General features: G+C 65.3%; 2 protein-coding genes and 1 pseudogene. All 3 read left to right on the plus strand.

Going from position 1 to position 18764, the window contains the following annotated elements; all coding sequences use genetic code 11:
• Window positions 1-3: 3 nt before the first annotated feature.
• On the plus strand, window positions 4-17625 hold the full coding sequence (locus tag AC56DV_RS30080) for a hemagglutinin repeat-containing protein (protein WP_496317873.1): 17622 nt from the start codon (window positions 4-6) through the stop codon (window positions 17623-17625).
• 1 nt (window position 17626) lies between these two features.
• Window positions 17627-17920, plus strand: coding sequence for a YrhB domain-containing protein (locus AC56DV_RS30085; protein WP_496317874.1), 294 nt, complete (start codon window positions 17627-17629; stop codon window positions 17918-17920).
• A 373-nt stretch (window positions 17921-18293) separates the two neighbouring features.
• A pseudogene (locus AC56DV_RS30090) lies at window positions 18294-18569 on the plus strand (hemagglutinin repeat-containing protein); the annotation flags it as partial.
• Window positions 18570-18764: the final 195 nt, after the last annotated feature.

The raw sequence follows: 18764 nt of genomic DNA on the forward strand, positions 1-18764 counted from the left end.
GCAATGAACAAGCTCTGCTACCGTATCGTCTTCAACAAAGCCCGTGGCATGTGCATGGCGGTGCAGGAAACCGCCCGCAGCCAGGGCAAAGGTGCAGGGCAGGCCGGCCCTGCCGGCACTGCGGCTGCCGGCAGGGCCGATGGCGTGGCGATGCGCTTGCGGCTGTTGGCGCTGGCGTTGCTCGGGGCATTCGGCGGCTCGGTGCTGCCGGCGGGCTTGGCGGCGGCGCAGATTGTGGCCGATCCGAATGCGGGCGGCCGCCAGCAGGCCACCGTGCTGAACGCGGCCAACGGCGTGCTGCAGGTAAACGTGCAGACGCCAAGCGCGGCCGGCGTGTCGCGCAACGTCTATAACCGTTTCGACGTGCCCAAGAGCGGTGCGGTGCTGAATAATTCGCGCGCGGCGGTGCAAAGCCAGCTGGGCGGCTGGATCGACGCCAATCCGTGGATGGCGCGCGGCACTGCGCGCGTGATCCTGAACGAAGTCAATTCCAACAATCCCAGCCAGCTGCGCGGCTACATCGAGGTGGCGGGCGACCGCGCCGAGACGGTGATCGCCAATCCGGCCGGCATCGTGGTGGACGGGGCCGGCTTCATCAACGTCAGCCGCGCCACGCTGACCACCGGCACGCCGCTGTTGAACGAAGCGGACGGTTCCCTGCGCGGCTACGGGGTGCAGCGCGGCGTGATCAGCCTGGAAGGCGCGGGCCTGGACGCGCGCCAGACCGACTACACGGCGCTGATCGCGCGGTCGGTGCAGCTGAATGCCGGCCTGTGGGCGCAGCAGCTCGATGTGCTGACTGGCGCCAACGAGGTGACGCTGGCGGCGGACGGCGCGGCCGGCGGCAGTACTGCGGCGCCGCTGGCGGGCAGCGGCGAGGCGCCCCGTTACGGCATCGATGCGTCGCTGCTGGGCGGCATGTACGCGAACAAGATCACGCTGATCGGCACCGAGGCTGGCGTCGGGGTGCGCAATGCGGGCAGCATCGGCGCTGAGGCGGGCGAACTGATCGTGACCAGCGAGGGGCGCCTGGAGAATGCCGGCAGCCTGGCGGCCAGCAAGGCCATGACATTGAAGGCGCAGGGCGGGGCGGGCAATAGCGGCACCATTTACGCGGCAGGCGCGCTGGCGCTGACCACGCCGGGCGCGCTGGCCAACAGCGGCACCATCAGCAGCGATGCGACGCTACAGGTGGAGGCGGACAGCCTGGGCAACCGGGGCACGCTCAGCAGCGCAGGCCGCGCCGTGCTTGCGCTGAAGGGCGATATCGCCAACAGCGGCGGCCTGATCCAGGCACAGAGCTTGGCGCTGAGCAGCGCTGAAGGTGGGCTCAACAACCAAGCGGGCAAGATATTGCAGAGCGCCGCCGTGACGCTGGACGTGGCTGCAGCCAGCCTGCGCAACACCGGCGGCGCACAGATGGGAGCGAAGCCCGCGCCGGCAGGCACGGACGCCGGCACAGGCGCGGGAACGGGGGGCTCCGACGCGGAGACCGGCAATCCGGGCACTGGCAGCGGCGCTGGCAATGGCAACACCGGGGCTGGCGGTGAAGGCGCGGGTGGCAGCGGCGCCGGCACTGGCGGCGCAGGCACCGGCACAGGTACAGGCACCGGTACCGGTACCGGCGGGACAGGCTCCGGCGGGACAGGGACTGGCACGGACTCAGGTTCCGGTTCGGGCGGCACCGGTGGCGGCACCGGCACTGGCGCCGGCGGCACAGTCCAGCCTACCCCTGTGGCGCCGGGCATCGTGCATGCAGCTGGCGCGATCAATAACGACGGCGGCCAGATCCTGTCCGGCGGCGCCATCTCGCTGGCCGTGGGCGCGCTGGACAACTCCGGCGGCCAGCTGCACCTGTCCACGCTGGCGGTCGACGGCGGCGCATTCAGCAACCGCGCTGGCGAGCTGACCGTGCAGCGCGGCGCCAAGGTCCGTGGAACCGGCTTCGACAACCATGACGGCAAACTGCTGGTCGGCGGCGCATTCGACGGCAAGGTGCAAGCCGTGGACAATGGCGGCGGCCTGCTGTCGGCAGGTTCCGATCTGCTGCTGAACAGCGCCGCCATCGTCAACGAAGGCGGCAAGCTGATCGCCGGCGCACGCGCCGCGGTCTCGGCCGCCGGAGCCGTCAACAACAACAGCGGCCAGATCCAGGCGGTGACCGGACTGGAACTGAACGCCAGCGGCAAATTGGACAACCAAGCCGGCGCCGTGGAGGCAATCGGCACGGCGGCCGTCCTGCAGGTGCGCGCCGGCGAGATCGGCAACGGCAAGGGCCGCATCGTCAACGCCGGCAGCGGCGCCACCGGGGTCAGCGCGGACGGCAAGCTGCAGAGCAGCGGCGTCATTGGCGCCAACGGCGCCGACAGCACGTTAACCGTCACCGCCGCCACCATGCAAAACCAGTCCGGCGGCAGCGTCCAGTCCGGCGGCAAGCTGGTGCTGGACGTGGCGCAGCAGCTGGACAACCAGGGCGCCATCACCAGTGGTGGCGCGCTGGCCTTCAAGGCCGGCGGCGCCACGCTGAACAACGCCGGCCAGATCGCGGCCGCCGGCGACCTCCAGATCGCCGTACTGCACGCCAGCAACGACGGCGGCCAGATCGGCACCGCAGCAGGCAGCGGCGCCGACGTAACGCTCAGCGCAGCCGATATCAGCAACCGGGGCGGCAGCATCCTGTCCGACCGCGATGCCGGCATCGCCGCACTGAAGGGCGGCCTGGACAACAGCAAGGGCCTGATCCATGCCGCGCGCGACGCTGTCGCCGGCGTGGCGCAGACGCTGCAGAACCAGGGCGGCGTGATCGAAGCCGTGGGCGCGGACAGCAAGCTCGCTCTCGACACCGGCGCCATCCAGAACCAGGGCGGCCGCATCGTCAATGCCGGCAGCGGCGATAGCGCGTTCAAGGCGGCCGGCGCCATCGTCAGCGACGGCCTGATCGCTGGCAACGGCAAGGTGGCGGTCACAGCTGCCAGCGTCAGCAACGCAGGCACCTTGTCCAGCGCCGGCCAGCTCGGCCTGGCAGTGACCCGGCAGCTCGACAACAGCGGTCTGATCAGCAGCGCCGCCACGCTGGATCTGGGCACCGCCAAGGCCGACATGCGCAACACCGGCCAGGTCTTCGCGGCGGGCGACATTACCGTGCATGCTAACAACGTCGGCAACGCCGGCCAGATCGCCACCACGGCGGCCTCCGGCGGCGCCATCTCTCTGCAGGGCAACGCCCTGGACAACCGTGGCGGCAGCATCGTCGCCAGCGGCGGCGCGGACGTGCAGCTGGCTGGGGCGCTCAACAATGCAGGCGGCCTGGTGCAGGCCAGCCGCGACCTGGAGATTGCCGCTAAAGGCAAGCTCGACAACAGCGCCGGCGTGATCGAATCCACCGGCGCCGCCAGCGCCATGCAGGTGCAGGCCGGCGATATCGACAACAGCAAGGGCCGTATCGTCAACGTCGGCGCCGGCAACACGGGCATCACGTCCGACAGCGGCATCCTGAACAGCGGCCTGATCGCCGGCAACGGCGCCGTCGGAGTGACGGCGCAAACGTTGCACAACAGCGAAACCGGCGCGCTCGCTTCCGGCCAGGACATGGCGCTGGCGCTGAGCAAGGAGCTGCAAAACAGCGGCGCCATCAAGAGTAACGGAGCGCTGACCTTCACCCGCGCCACCGCCACCGTCGTCAACACCGGCGCCATCGTTTCGGACGGTGAGCTCGCCATCAAGGCAGGCGAGCTGAGCAACGACGGCGGCCAGATGGCCACCACCCAGGCCAGCGGCGGCGGGATCACGATCCAGAGCCTGCAGCTGAGCAACCGCGGCGGCGCCATTCTGGCAGCCGGCAGCACCGCTATCGAAGTGGCTGGCGCAGCGGATAACAGCCGGGGCGTGATCCAGGCCAGGAACGACGTGTCGTTCAAGGCCGGCGGCCTGTTCAACAACAGCTACGGCGCGCTCGAAGCGCTGGGCGGCGCCAGTCTGCTGGCCGTATGGGCCCAGAACATCGAGAACGCCGATGGCCGCATCGTGAACGCAGGCACCGCCGGCACCGGTGTGTACAGCCAAGGCTATATACGGAACGATGGCGCCGGCCGGATCGCCGCCAACGGCAGCCTGGACGTCAAGGCGCTGTCGGTCTCCAACAGCGGCACCATCCAGGCCGGCGAGGTGCTGGGCCTGTACGTGCAAGACGTGCTGTATAACCATGGCCTGGTCAGCAGTTACGGTCTGATGAACTTCGGCATGAAGACCGCCGTGGTCAACAACGACGGCCAGCTTGTGTCCAGCGGTGGAATCAGGCTCGCGGCAGGCGTGCTGAAAAACGACGGCGGCAGCATCTCGACGGTTGCGCAGTCGCTGAGCGACATTGGCATTGTCGCGGACAGCGTCAGCAACAGGGGCGGCGCCATTATCGCCTCCCGCAATGCCGCTATCGCCGTCAGCGGTGCGCTGGACAACACCTTGGGCGCGCTCCAGGCTGGCACCAACCTGCAGGCATCGGTGGGCGCCGCGCTCAACAACACCCAAGGCGTCATCGAGACGGTAGGCGCCGGCAGCGTGCTGAACCTGCAGGCAGGCAGCATCGATAACACAAATGGACGCATCGTCAACGTGGGCGACGGTGCCAGCTTTGTCGGTGCGCAGGGCTTGCTAATGAACGGCGGCCTGGTGGCCGGCGGCGGCAATTTGGCGGTGACGGCTGGAACCATGCTGAACACCGCCGCTGCGGCCATCTCGGCCGCCGGCGACCTGGCGCTGGGGGTAAGCCAGCAACTGGACAACCTGGGCGCGATCGGCAGCGGCGCCAAGCTGACCTTCACACAGACCACCGCCACGGTGAACAATGGCGGCAGTATCATCAGCGGCGGCATGGCGACCATCAGCGCCGGCGCATTCAATAACGATGGCGGGCAACTAGCCACCACCAAGGGCTCCGGTGCGGACATCGTGCTCGGCAGCGAGAGCTTGAGCAACCGCGGCGGCGCCATCCTGGCCGACCGCAGCGCCACACTGGGCGTGGCTTACGCGGCCGACAACACACACGGCACCATTCAGGCCCGGCAGGACCTGCAGTTCGCAGCCGGCGCCGCCCTGAACAACAACAGCGGCGTGATCGAGGCCATCGGCGTGGGCAGCGGCATGCGGGTGCAGGCCGGCGCCATCGACAACAGTGCCGGGCGCATTGTCAATGTCGGCACGGCGGCCACCTCGGTGTCGGCGCAGGGCGCCATCCTGAACAGCGGCCTGATCGCCGGCAACGGCAGCCTGGACCTGGCGGCCGGCAGCTTGCGCAACGAAGCGGCCGGCACGGTGTCCTCCGGACAGGCCATGGACCTGGCCGTGGTGCAGCAGCTCGACAACCTGGGCACGATCAGCAGCGGCGGCACGCTGGAGTTCAGCAAGGCGACGGCCGTTGTCAACAACAGCAGCCATATCGTGGCGGCAGGCGACGCGCATGTCTCGGCGGGCCTGCTGAACAACGATGGCGGCCAGATCGCCACGCTGAGCAACTCCGGTTCCAGCATCGCCATCGACAGCCAGAGCATGAGCAACCAGGGCGGCAGCGTGCTGGCCAGCGGCAATGCGACGCTGGCGGTTGCCGGCGCACTCAACAACGCCGGTGGCGTGATCCAGGCGCAGAAAGACCTCCACCTGACGGCAGGCGGCGCGCTCGACAATACCCGTGGCGTCATCGAAGCGCTCGGCACGGCAGGCACGCTGGCACTGCAGGCGGGCAGCATCGATAATACTGCCGGCCGCGTGGTCAACGTTGGCACCGCCACCACTACGGTGGGTGCGCAGGGCGCGATCAGCAATAGCGGCCTGATCGCCGGCAACGGCAACCTGGACCTGGCGGCAGGCAGCTTGCGCAACGAGGCAGCGGGCGCCATCACGGCTGTTCAGACCCTGGGTCTGGGCGTGGTGCAGCAACTGGACAACCTGGGCGCCATCAGCAGCGGCGGTGCGCTGACCTTCACGCAGACCACCGGCACCGTGAACAACAGCGGCAGCATGATTGCCGCCGGCACGGCCACCATCAGCGCAGGCGTATTCAACAACAACGACGGCCAGTTGGCCACCACGCCGGGCTCAGGCGCCGATATCGTGCTCAACAGCCAGACCCTGAGTAACCGCAGCGGTACGATCCTGGCAGACCGAAGCGCCGAGATCACCGCAGCCACCATGGCCGACAATACGCAAGGCAGCATCCAGGCCCGGCAGGACTTGCAGCTTGCAGCCGGGGCCGCCCTGAACAACAACAGCGGCGTGATCGAAGCTATCGGCGCGGGCAGCAGGCTGAGCGTGCAGACCGGCTCCATCGATAACAGCGCAGGGCGCATCGTCAATGTCGGCACGGCGGCAAGCTCGGTGTCGGCGCAGGACGCCATCCTGAACAGTGGCCTGATCGCCGGCAACGGCAGCCTGGACCTGGCGGCCGGCGGCCTGCGCAACGAAGCGGCGGGCACGGTGTCGTCCGGACAGGCCACGGACCTGGCCGTGACGCAGCAGCTCGACAACCTGGGCACGATCAGCAGCGGCGGCACGCTGGAGTTCAGCAAGACCACCACCACGGTGAACAACAGCGGCAAGATAGTGGCGGCAGGCGACGCGCATGTCTCGGCGGGCCTGCTGAACAACGATGGCGGCCAGATCGCCACGCTGAGCAACTCCGGTTCCAGCATCGCCATCGACAGCCAAAGCATGAGCAACCAGGGCGGCAGCGTGCTGGCCAGCGGCAATGCTGCGCTGGCGGTCGCCGGCGCGCTCAACAACGCGGACGGCGTGATCCAGGCGCAGAAAGACCTCCAGCTGACGGCTGGCGGCGCGCTGGACAACACCAGCGGCGTGATCGAAGCGCTGAGCGCAGCCAGCACGCTGGCGCTGCAGGCGGGCAGCATCGAGAACAGCAGTGGCCGGATCGTCAACGTCGGTACGGCGGCGGCATCGGTCGCGGCGCAGGGCGCCATCCTGAACAGCGGTCTGATCGCTGGCAATGGCAGCCTGGACCTGGCGGCTGGCAGTCTGCGCAATGAAGCTGCGGGCACCATCTCGTCCGCGCAGCGCATGGAGCTGGGCGTGGTGCAGCAACTGGACAACCTGGGCGCCATCAGCAGCGGCGGTGCGCTGACCTTCACGCAGACCACCGGCACCGTGAACAACAGCGGCAGCATGATTGCCGCCGGCACGGCCACCATCAGCGCAGGTGTATTCAACAACAATGACGGCCAGTTGGCCACCACGCCGGGCTCAGGCGCCGATATCGTGCTCAACAGCCAGAGCCTGAGTAACCGCAGCGGCGTGATCCTGGCGGACCGCAGCGCCGCGATAAGCGCCGCCACTACGGCCGACAACACGCAAGGCAGCATCCAGGCCCGGCAGGACTTGCAGCTCTCGGCCGGCGCCGCCCTGAACAACAACAGCGGCGTGATCGAGGCCATCGGCGCGGGCAGCAGGCTGAGCGTGCAGGGCGGCTCCATCGACAACAGCTCCGGGCGCATCGTCAATGTCGGTACGGCAGCCACTTCGGTGTCCGCGCAAAACGCCATCCTGAACAGCGGCCTGATCGCCGGCAACGGCGGCCTGGACCTGGCGGCCGGCAGCCTGCGCAACGAAGCTGCGGGCACGGTGTCCTCCGGGCAGGCCATGGACCTGGCCGTGGCGCAGCAGCTCGACAACCTGGGCGCCATCACGAGCGGCGGCACGCTGGAATTCAGCCAGACCACGGCCGTGGTGAACAACAGCGGCAAGATGGTGGCGGCAGGCGACGCGCATGTTTCGGCGGGCGCGCTGAACAATAGCGGCGGCCAGATCGCCACGCTGGGCAACTCCGGCTCCAGCATCGCGATCGACAGCCAAAGCATGAGCAACCAGGGCGGCAGCGTGCTGGCCAGCGGCAATGCGACACTGGCGGTTGCCGGCGCGCTCGACAACGCCCACGGCGTGGTCCAGGCGCAAAAGAATCTGGCGCTGACGGCGGGCGCTGCGCTCGACAATACGAGCGGCGTCATCGAAGCGCTGAACGCAGCCAGCACGCTGGCCCTGCAGGCAGGAAGCATCGACAACAGCACCGGCCGCGTAGTCAACGTCGGCGCCGGCGCCACCACGGTGGCGGCGCAGGGCCAACTCACCAACAGCGGCCTGATCGCCGGCAATGGCGCCATGGACCTGGACGCGGCCAGCGTGCGCAACCTGGCGGCGGGCACCATCTCGTCCGCACAGCGCATGGACCTGGGCGTGGCGCAGCAGCTGGACAACCAGGGCGCCATCAACAGCGGCGGCGCGTTGAGCTTCACGCACACCACGGCAGTGGTGAACAACAGCGGCCAGATCGTGTCCGCAGGCCAGGCGGATATTTCCGCCGGCAACCTGAACAACGACGGCGGCGTCATTGCGACGCTGCAAAATTCGAACTCGGACATCAACATCACCAGCCAGAGCTTGAGCAACAACAGCGGCCGCGTGCAAGCCAGCGGCGACGCCGCTGTCAGCGTGAGCGGCGAGCTGGACAACGCGCAAGGCGCGGTGCAGGCCGGCCGGGACCTGCAATTGCAGGCAGGCGGCACGCTGAGCAACCACGCGGGCGTGATCGAAGCCACCGGCGCCGGCAGCGCCATGCAGGTGCAGGCCGGCGCCATTGCCAACGGCAGCGGCCGCATCGTCAACGTCGGCACGGGCAACACCAGCGTCGGCGCGCAGGCGGCCATTGCCAGCGCCGGCACCATCGCCGGCAATGGCGTGCTGGCCCTCAGCGCGCAGACCCTGCAAACCAGCGGCACGGTATCGTCCGGGCGCCAGATGACGCTCGCACTGGACCAGCAGCTGAATAGCAGCGGCGCCATCAGCAGCGGCGGCACGCTGGCCTTCCTGCAAACCACGGCGCAAGTGGCCAACAGCGGCGCCATCACCGCCGCCGGCAAGATCACGCTCGGCGCGGGCACCTTGAACAATGACGGCGGCCAGATCGCCACCACCACCGGTTCCGCGGCCGACATCAGCCTGGACGCCCAGGGCATGAGCAACCGCGGCGGCAAAGTACTGGCCAGCGGCAATGCCGATATCGACGTGACCGGCGCGCTGGACAATGCGGCAGGCACCTTGCAGGCCGGCCGCGACATGCAACTGGCGGCCGGCGGCGCGCTGGGCAACATCGGCGGCGTGATCGAGGCGCTGTCGGCGGCAAGCAAGCTGACCCTGAAAGGGCAGTCCATCGACAACACCTCGGGCCGCATTGTGAACGTCGGCACCGGCAAAACCGATATCGCCAGCCAAAGCAGCCTGGTCAGCAGCGGCATGATCGCCGGTAACGGCGAGTTGCTGCTGACCGCGCTGACCGTGCAGAACAACGCCGGCGGCACGCTGGCGGCCGGCGCCGACATGACGCTGGCGGTCAGCCAGCAATTGCGCAACCAGGGCGCCGTCAGCAGCGCAGGCAAGCTGGTGTTCAACCAGGCCGCCGCCACCTTCAGCAACAGCGGCCAGATGATCGCCGGCGGCGCGGCCAGCTTCAACGCGGCCAGTTTCACCAACAGCGGCCAGATCGCCACCTCCACCGCCTCCGGCGCCGACATCACCGTCACCAGCCAGACCCTGAGCAACCAGGGCGGCAAGATCCTCGCCAGCGGCAACGCGACGCTCATCAGCGGCGCAGGCCTGGACAACAGCCTGGGCACGCTGCAGGCAGGCAAGGCCCTCAAGCTCAGCGCCACCGGCGCGCTGAACAACAACGGCGGCGCCATCGAAGCCGGCGGCGCCGCCTCCACGCTGGACCTGCAGGCCGCGTCCATCGACAACGGTAGCGGGCGCATCGTCAACGTGGGCAGCGGCGACACCACACTCAAGGCCAACACCAGCATCGTCAGCAGCGGCCAGATCGCCGCCAACGGCAACCTGGCCTTGACCGCGCAGACGCTCACCAACAACACCGGCGGCGCGATTGGCTCGGCCAGGAACCTGCTGCTGGCCGTTAGCCAGCAGTTTGACAACCATGCCGCCGTCACCAGCACCGGCACGCTGACTTTCAACCAGGCCAACGCCAACCTGAACAACGACGGCCAGCTGGCTGCGGGCGGCAACATGACCATCGCCGTGAAGGCAGTCAACAACACCAACGGCCAGATCGCCACGGCCAAGGGCAGCGGCGCCAGCCTGGCATTGACGACGGCCAGCCTGAACAACCAGCAGGGCGCCATCCTGGCCGACGGCGACGCCACGCTCAACATCGGCGGCGCATTGAACAACGTGCAGGGCGCCATCCAGTCCGGCAGGAATCTGCTGGTCGACGCCGCCGGCGCGCTGAGCAACAGCGGCGGCGCCATCGAGGCCAGCGGCGCCGGCTCGGCGCTGACGCTGAAAGCGCAGTCGATCGACAACGGCAACGGCCGCATCGCCAACGCGGGCAGCGGCGACACCAGCATCACCAGCCAGGGCGCGGTGACCAATGGCGGCGTGATCGCCGGCAACGGCAATCTGTTGATTAACGGCGCCACGCTGCAGAACAGCGCGGCCGGCATCATCGCGTCCGGCAAGGACATGAACCTGGTGGTGACGCAGCAGCTGGACAACCAGGGCAGCATCAACAGCACCGGCGCGCTGAGCTTCAAGCAGGCCGGCGCCAACCTGAACAACAGCAACCTGATCGTGTCGGGCGGCACGGCGGAGATCACGGTCAACCACGCCAACAACAGCGGCGGACGCCTGGGCACGGGCGCGGGCTCGGCAGGCGACCTGATCCTGACGGCGCAACAGGTGAGCAACGAGGGCGGCCACATCACCACCGGCCGCGACTTGACCGTCAATACGCATGTATTGCAGGGCAACGGCGAACTGCAAGGTGGGCGCGACCTGGCGCTGAGCATGGACGGCGACTACGTCCAGGGCAGCGGCACCCAGCAATTCTCGTCCAACCGCGACCTGAGCCTGACGGTGACGGGCAACATCGTCAACAACGCCACCTTTGAAGCGGTCGGCAAGCTGACGCTGAGCGGCAACAACGTCACCAACAGCGCTGGCGCCGTGATGCAGGGGCAGGGCGTGGCCGTCAAGGCGGCCGGCAACCTCACCAATGCCGGCGAGATCAACGGCACCGGCACCGTGGACCTGAGCAGTGGCGGCACCATCGACAACACCAACGCCATTGTCGGCGGCAACCTGACGCTGCAAGCGCAAAACCTGAACAACACCGGCGCCAGCACGCTGCTGGGCGCAACCGGATCGATGAAGCTGGGCGTTGCAGGCACGCTCAACAACACCGGGAGCGCCACCATTTACAGCGGCGGCAGCCTCAGCATCGCCGGCTCGCTGGGCGGCGGCGCGACCGGGCTGGTCAACAACAATTCCTCCACCATTGAGGCGGCCGGCGACCTGGCGATGAACGCGGTGAGCGTGAACAACATTCGCGAGAATATCGTCCTGACCAAGGTGAAGACGGTGGACGAGACCAAGCAGATGGTGCTGCCAAGCTGGGACACCAACGGCGACAACCACAATTCCTACGAAACCTCGGCAGCCAACTACTACCCGCACGAGATCTACTACGTCAATCCGGCAGACATCCTGGAAAATGAGATGTTGGTGTCGCCGGACGGCAATACCTACGGCAGGGCGGTCATCCGCACCCACGCCAACGACTCGGCCTTCTTCTGGGCCTCCACCGGCTTGCATGGCGCCTACGGTGCGCGCACGCGCATCTCGGTGGGCGAGGGCACCCGGGTACTGTATTACAAGTACGCTAATACCAACTCGGCCAACCCCGACCAGGGCGGTCCGACCGGCACGCCGACCGACCTGTACCTGGACTACGTCACCAACTGGACCAGCGCGGCGCCCGCGTATTCCAGCCAGTACGGCAATTGCGCGTCCACCTGCGTGCGCTTCGTCACCCAGCCCGGCTGGGACGACCCGACCACCATCATCAACCGGGCCACGGTGCGCTCGCTGGCGCCGCTGAAGGAAAAGCTGGAGAAATCCCGCCTGGCGCACCACACGGTGGTGGAAGACCAGATCGCGCCCGGCTCCGGCCCCAAGGCGCAAATCCTGTCCGGCGGCAATATGCACCTGACGGTCGGCCAGGCGCTGACCAACCAGTACGGCGACATCATGGCCACCGGCGCGCTGAATATCGACGGCAGCGGCGCCATCGTCAGCCAGGGCGCCACGCTGTACCGCACGCACACCTTCGACGGCACCTGGAAGACCTACGACGGCAACGTGACCGCCTACACCATGCCCACGCTGAGCGAAGTCATCGGCGCGGCATCCGGCGTGATTTCCGGCGGCAAAGGCGTGTCCATTACCGGCCGCAGCTTCAGCAACGTCGACGTGACTGCGGGTACGGCCGGCAACATCCGGGACAGTGTCACGGTGCTGACCAGCAGCAACAACAACATCAGCGCCGCCAGCCAGGCGGCCGGCAGCGGCGCCAGCGGCGGCAGCACCGCAGGCCGTGCCGGCGGCAGCGGCATCGGCAACAACGCCAGCGGCGCCGGCCTGGCCGGCGGCAGCGGCATCGCCAACCAGGCTGCGGGCGGCGCGCAAGCCGGCGGCAGCGGCGTGGGCAACAACGCAGCGCTCGGTGCACAGGCAGGCAACAGCGGCCTGGCCAATCACGCCAGCGGCGCAGGGCTGGCGGGCGGCAGCGGCATTGGCAACAATGCAGGCGCGGCCGGCGCGGCGGCAGACAGCGGCATCGCCAACAATGCCGCCAGCGGCGGGCAGGCCGGCGGCAGCGGCGTCGGCAACAATGCGGTCCTGGGTGGCTCGGCCGACGAGAGCGGCATGCTGAACCAGGCATCCGGCCCCGCGCGCGCAGGCGGCAGCGGCATCGGCAACCTGGGCAGCACCATGCTCGACACCAACGGCAGCGGCATCGTCAACGGCGCGCGGGATACCGCCAACGTGAACGCCAGCGGCAAAGCCAGCACGGCCGCCGCCAGCGGCCCTGCCAGCGGCAGCGGTGCCAGCGGCAAGGCGCTGGGCAATCTCGGCATCGGCGCCGGCAACAGCCTGGCGCCCGGCGCCGGCACGCTGGCGGGCAGCGGCGCCGCGATCAAGGTGGCGCCGAACGGCTTGTCGCTGATGAATCCCGACGCCAACGGCAGCTACGTGTTCGAGACCCGGCCGCAGTTCGCCAACCACGGCAACTGGATCAGCAGCGACTACCTGCTGAACGCGCTCAACATGGACCCGGCCACCGTGCAAAAGCGCTTGGGCGACGGCTTCTACGAGCAGCGCCTGGTGCGCGACCAGCTGATCGAGCTGACCGGCCGCGCGCCAAGCGGCGGCCAGAGTGACGACAGCCGCTACAAAGAGCTGCTGACCAGCGGCATCAGCTTTGCCGAGCAATACAATCTGCGCCCCGGCATTGCGCTGAGCGCCGAGCAGATCAGCCATTTGACCAGCGACATCGTCTGGATGGAAACGCAGACCGTGATCCTGCCGGACGGCACGGTTGAAACCGTGCTGGCGCCCAAGGTCTACCTGGCCCACGCGGGCGGCGACGCGGTCAAGGCCAGCGGCGCGCTGGTCACCGGCGCCGGCGTCAGCATCAACACCACCGAGAGCATCGTCAACCGTGGCGGCCTGATCGACGGCGGCAGCGGCCGCACGGTGCTGGTGGCGGGGCAAGATATCGTCAACCAGGGCGGCGCCATCGCCGGCGGCGACGTCGGCCTGCAGGCCGGGCGCAACGTCATTAACCAGTCGCTGACGGTCAAGCAGGAATACGCCAGCGTGAACACCAGCGGCAGCTACACCTCGCTGTCCAACCAGGCCAGCATCACCGGCAGCGGCGCGCTGGCGATCAAGGCTGGTGGCGACGTCGTCGACACCGGCGGCACGCTGGCCGGGACCAGCGTCGGCATCCAGGCCGGGCGCGGTATCAGCTTCAACGCGCTGCAGACTGGCAGCGCTTACGCGTCGCAAGTGGCGGGGTACACAGAAAAAAATAGCAGTACCACGTACAAGGTTGGCCAGATTAGTAGCGGCGGCGATTTGGAAATGATCGCCGGTCAGGACATAAAGCTGAGCGGCACGCAGGTATCTGCGGGGCCAGCAGGCACGGGCACGCTGGCTGCCGGACGCGATATTTCAATAGCAGCGGTGGTGAATGAGGTTAAAACTTCGCAGCAGAATGACCCAAGCAGCAAGGTCTACGATAAGCAGGTGCATGAGAATCAGACTGTGGTGGGTGCGACGGTGGCCGCCGGAGGCAATCTGACCATTGGTGCGGGCAATTTCGGACAAGGTTCTCTGACCATTGCAGGCAGCACCGTGGCCGGTGGCGGCATCGTAGACCTGAGCGCTGCGGATGACGTCGCCATCACACAGGTGCAGGAAGCACATTTGTCTGATACCGCCTCCACTCGCTCGTCGAGTAGCGTATTCCGCAGCGCTACAACCAGCAAGGCGGACTACAGTGCCACCAGTATGTCTGTTGGCAGCAGTGTCTCGGGTGAGACTATTTCCATCAACAGTGGCAGTAACGTCATCGTCAAGGGAAGTGCGGTGGCGGCGGAAGGTGATGTGGTCCTGGCTGCGAAAAATGACGTCAACATCGTTGCCGCTACCAGTACCAGTACTGAGAAGCATCTGAACAAGGTGGTGGAAAGCGGCTTCCTTAGCGGCGGAGGCTTTGGCATCAGCTATGGCACACGTACCACCACGGCGGAACAGGACAGAGACGCCACGATACAAAGCGGACAGTCCCGCAGCATTGTTGGATCGATCGGCGGCAATTTGACCGTCATTGCCGGGAATGCGCTTGCTGTAAGCGGAAGCGATGTCTATGCAGGCAAGGACATGGATCTGGCAGGCAAGAGCGTGACGATAGATCCTGGCCGCGATGACAGTACGGGGAAATTGACAACCAAGATGACGCAGGATGGCCTGACCCTGGCGATCGGAGGGAGCGTCGTGAACGCTATTCAGGCAGTACAAAGCATGAGCGCAGCGGCGGGGCAAACCTCGAACAGTCGCGTTCAAGCATTGGCAGCGGCCACGGCTGCGATGGCAGCCAAGAATGCAGCCCAAGACATGGCTGCCAACGGTGTGAATGTCAACATCAGTTTGACTGCGGGGCATTCCGAAACGGAGCAGACCCAAACGACGGCGAATCGCTATCAAAGCGGCAGCTCACTGAGCGCTGGCAACGACCTGCGCATTACTGCCACCGGCGGTGGCGACGCCAGCAATATCAATATCCTGGGCAGCGATTTGAGCGCGAAGAACAATGTCGTTCTGGTCGCGGACCATGAAGTGAATGTCCTGGCGGCGCAAGACACGGAAAGCCAGCATAGTCAAAGCAAGAGCCTCAGTGCCGCAGCCGGGATCGCCGCCAGCATCGGTACCAATGGCATGGCTTTCGGCATTACCGGTAGCGTCAGCGCAGGACGTTCCAAGGAGGATGGCGAGGGAGTCACCCAGGTCAACAGCCACGTGAACGCTGGGCAGGTGCTCGCAATTAGCAGTGGCGGCGACACGAACATTAAGGGCGCTGTGGTTGGTGGCAAGCAAGTAGTTGCGGAGGTCGGCAAAAACTTGAACATCGCCAGCCTGCAAGATACGGCCAAGTTCGACAGCAAGAGTCAGAGCATCAGCGTTAGCGGAACGGTCGGTTTCGGAGCCAGCGTCAGCGGCAGTGTGAGCCAGAGCCAAATCCATAATGACTATGCCAGTGTCCAGGAGCAAAGCGGTATCCAGGCGGGCGATGGAGGTTTCCAGGTCTCGGTGCGGGGGAACACTGACCTCATTGGCGCAGTCATCAGCAGTACTGCTGCTGGCACCGCAGCCAACGTACTCAACACGGGAACCCTGACAGTCAGCGATATTTCCAATCATTCGGTCATGAAGGCCAGCAGTCTTGGTGTCAGCGGTGGTGTAACCTCTGCCGGCACTGGAGACACTTCGGGACCTGGCGATACGAATTTGCTGAATATGGGCAAGAGCGGGGCGGCGGTCGGCGTTCCTGCTGTGGCTGCATTGAGTGACAATACAAGCAGCACAACCAAGAGCGGCATCAGCGCTGGATCCATTGTGATCACGAATGCCGCATCGCAGCAGGCAGCCAACGGGCAGAGCGCCGCTCAAACTATCGCTGCGCTGAATCGCGACGTAACGACCGGTGTTGACACTAGCGGCAAGATCGGCAACGACTTCGACAAAAATGCCGTGGGCGCTACGATGTCAGTCGTATCGGCATTCGGTGCGGCTGCCGCGAATGAAGTAGGCAACTACGCCGCTGTACAGCTGGGCAAGGCAGAAGCATTGATGGCCCAGGCCGGTGACGAGCCGGACCCGGTGAAACAGGCGGCACTGGTGGCGGAAGCCGCAGCAATTGAAGCAAGTTGGAAAGAAGGCGGTGAAGCTCGTGTGACGTTACACGCCATTGTCGGCGGATTGGCAGGGGGCTTTAGTGGCGCGGCCGGTGCTGCGGCAACAGCTGAGGTAGTGCCCGAGCTGGCCAAGAAAATTGCAGAGTTGGATGTGCCCGATGCGGTGAAACAGGCATTGGTGCTGAGTGCAGGCGCTGTGATCGGCGGTTCGGTCGGAGGCGCTGCAGGTGCTGCTAGCGGTGTGACTGAAGTGGAGAACAACTTCCTTAAGCATGACCAGGCGACAGCTATGCGGAAGGAATTCGAGCAGTGCGACAGCAAGGCCGGTGGATGTTCTGATGCTGACTATGTGACGATACGTAACAAGTACTTGGATCTGTCGCGACGCAATATCGCTCAGGTGCAATCATGTATCACGAGCGGAAACGTCGCTTGCGTCCGCGACTTGGAGTCCCAAGCTGCGTCAGCCGGGGAGATCAGCCGTGCCTTGGTAAATGCAGATTTCACGGTGTTTGCTGGTGCGCAAAATAACGTGCAGTCGTACGGCTCGGTCAAGGGGGCGAGCTCCATATTCGGCACGGACATCCAACAGGCCGAAGACATAGCAACATTCCGAGGCTCCTATTGTTCCGGCATCAGTGCAAGCGGCTGTGACGATTTGGTTAAACAGGCTATCGCAGATAGAATGTATCGGGTGGGTATACTTACCTTGGCGGGGGCTGCGGTGCCGCTGGCTGTAAGTAAGGCTCGCACATTGCAACTACCCAAAAAAGCAGGTATTGCTAGTACAGGATCGAATTTAGGAACGCCGGATGATCTTCTCCGGGAGGGGGATTTCATAGATGGCCCTCCTGCATCGGGTAAGTCACCAGGGGTCAAATTTGGTAACGTGCCACTTGATGGTTCAACCGTAGGCAGAACCGAAAACTGCGTCAATTGTGTGGTCGTAGGTGATGTTGCTCTGGAAGGACGAGCTGCAACCGCTATGCCGAGCAACGGCCCAGTACCAAGTGGATTGTCGAAGCTGCAAGAGCATTTTGCGGGTCAGAATGGCGGCGATATTTTTAAATACACAAAGCTTGAGAAAATAAATGAAAGTTTAATGAACGCGGGAGATGGTGCTAGAGGCATTGCGTATGTGCAATGGAAAGGTGGTGGTGCGCACGTTTTTAATGTCGTTAATGATCGTGGTGTTATTAAATATCTTGATGTTCAGACCGGTGGCTTGCAGGACTTGACGGCTGGAATAAAGCCTTCGGGAACGGCCTTTATGCGAACAAACAAAAAAGGGAAGAATTAGAATGGACTATTTAAATGCAAAAGAACGTGTTCAAAGATTCATCAATGAGAGACTTGGTGCTGGTCAGGAATTAATAATTATAGATGGCGAGACTACCGAAACAACTTTTGGTTGGGTATTCTGCTATGATTCGAGGAAATTTATTGAAACGGGCGAGTTGATTTATGCATTGGCTGGGAATGCCCCAATTATTTTTGATAATAGGGATGAGAGTATGCATGTTACTGGAACGGCTAAAGGTATTGATTTTTATATCAAAGAGCATCAGGATAATTATCTTCCACGAACTCCCTGAATTAACGGGTCAATACATTAGAATCGTACGGACTTACTGCATCAGAGGGAATATCTTCGCTCGGACAATTGGAAAAAAGTAACGGGAGCGCGTTCGTGGTCCAAGCGGACGCATCCTGTGATCAGCGACATCGTCTGGATGGAAACGCAGACTGTGGTCCTGCCGGTTAATGTGCATGTGTTGCAGGGCAACGGCGAGCTGCAAGGCGGCCGCGACCTAGCGCTGAGCAGGGACGGCGACTACGTCCAGGGCAGCGGCACCCAGCAAGTCTCGTCCAACCGCGACCTGAGCCCGACAGAAATACGCCAGCGAGAACACCAGCGGCAGCTACACCTCGCTGTCGAACCAGGCCAGCATCACCGGCAGCGGCGCGCTGGCGATCAAGGCCGGGGGCGACGTCGTCGACACCGGCGGCACGCTGGCCGGCGCCAGCGTCGGCATCCAGGCCGGGCGCGACATCAGCTTCAACGCGCTGCAGACCGGCAGTACCTACGCGTCGCAAGTGGCGGGCTTTACGCAAAACGACAGCAGCACCACCTACAAGGTGGGCCAGGTGAGCAGCGTCGGCGATCTGGCCATGCAGGCCGGCCAGGACATCAAACTGAGCGGCACGCAGGTGTCCGCCGGCGCCGCCGGCACGGGCGTGCTGACGGCCGGGCGCGACGTCACGATTGCCGCCGTGGTCAACGAGGTCAAAACCTCGCAGCAGAACGACCCGGGCAGTAAGCAGTACGAAAAAGTGGTGCAGGAACACCAGACGGTGGTCGGCGCCACGGTGGCGGCCGGCGGCAATCGCCATCAAGGCGGGCGAAGCCGGGCTGGGTGCGCTGGCGATTGCCGGCAG

The sequence above is a fragment of the Massilia sp. BGA-UO-ETr-WB1 genome (assembly GCF_059567845.1).

Excerpts from the sequence above, each read along its gene's own strand:
- AC56DV_RS30080 (WP_496317873.1), top strand. The coding sequence starts at position 4 with ATGAACAAGCTCTGCTACCGTATCGTCTTCAACAAAGCCCGTGGCATG.
- AC56DV_RS30085 (WP_496317874.1), top strand. The coding sequence starts at position 17,627 with ATGGACTATTTAAATGCAAAAGAACGTGTTCAAAGATTCATCAATGAG.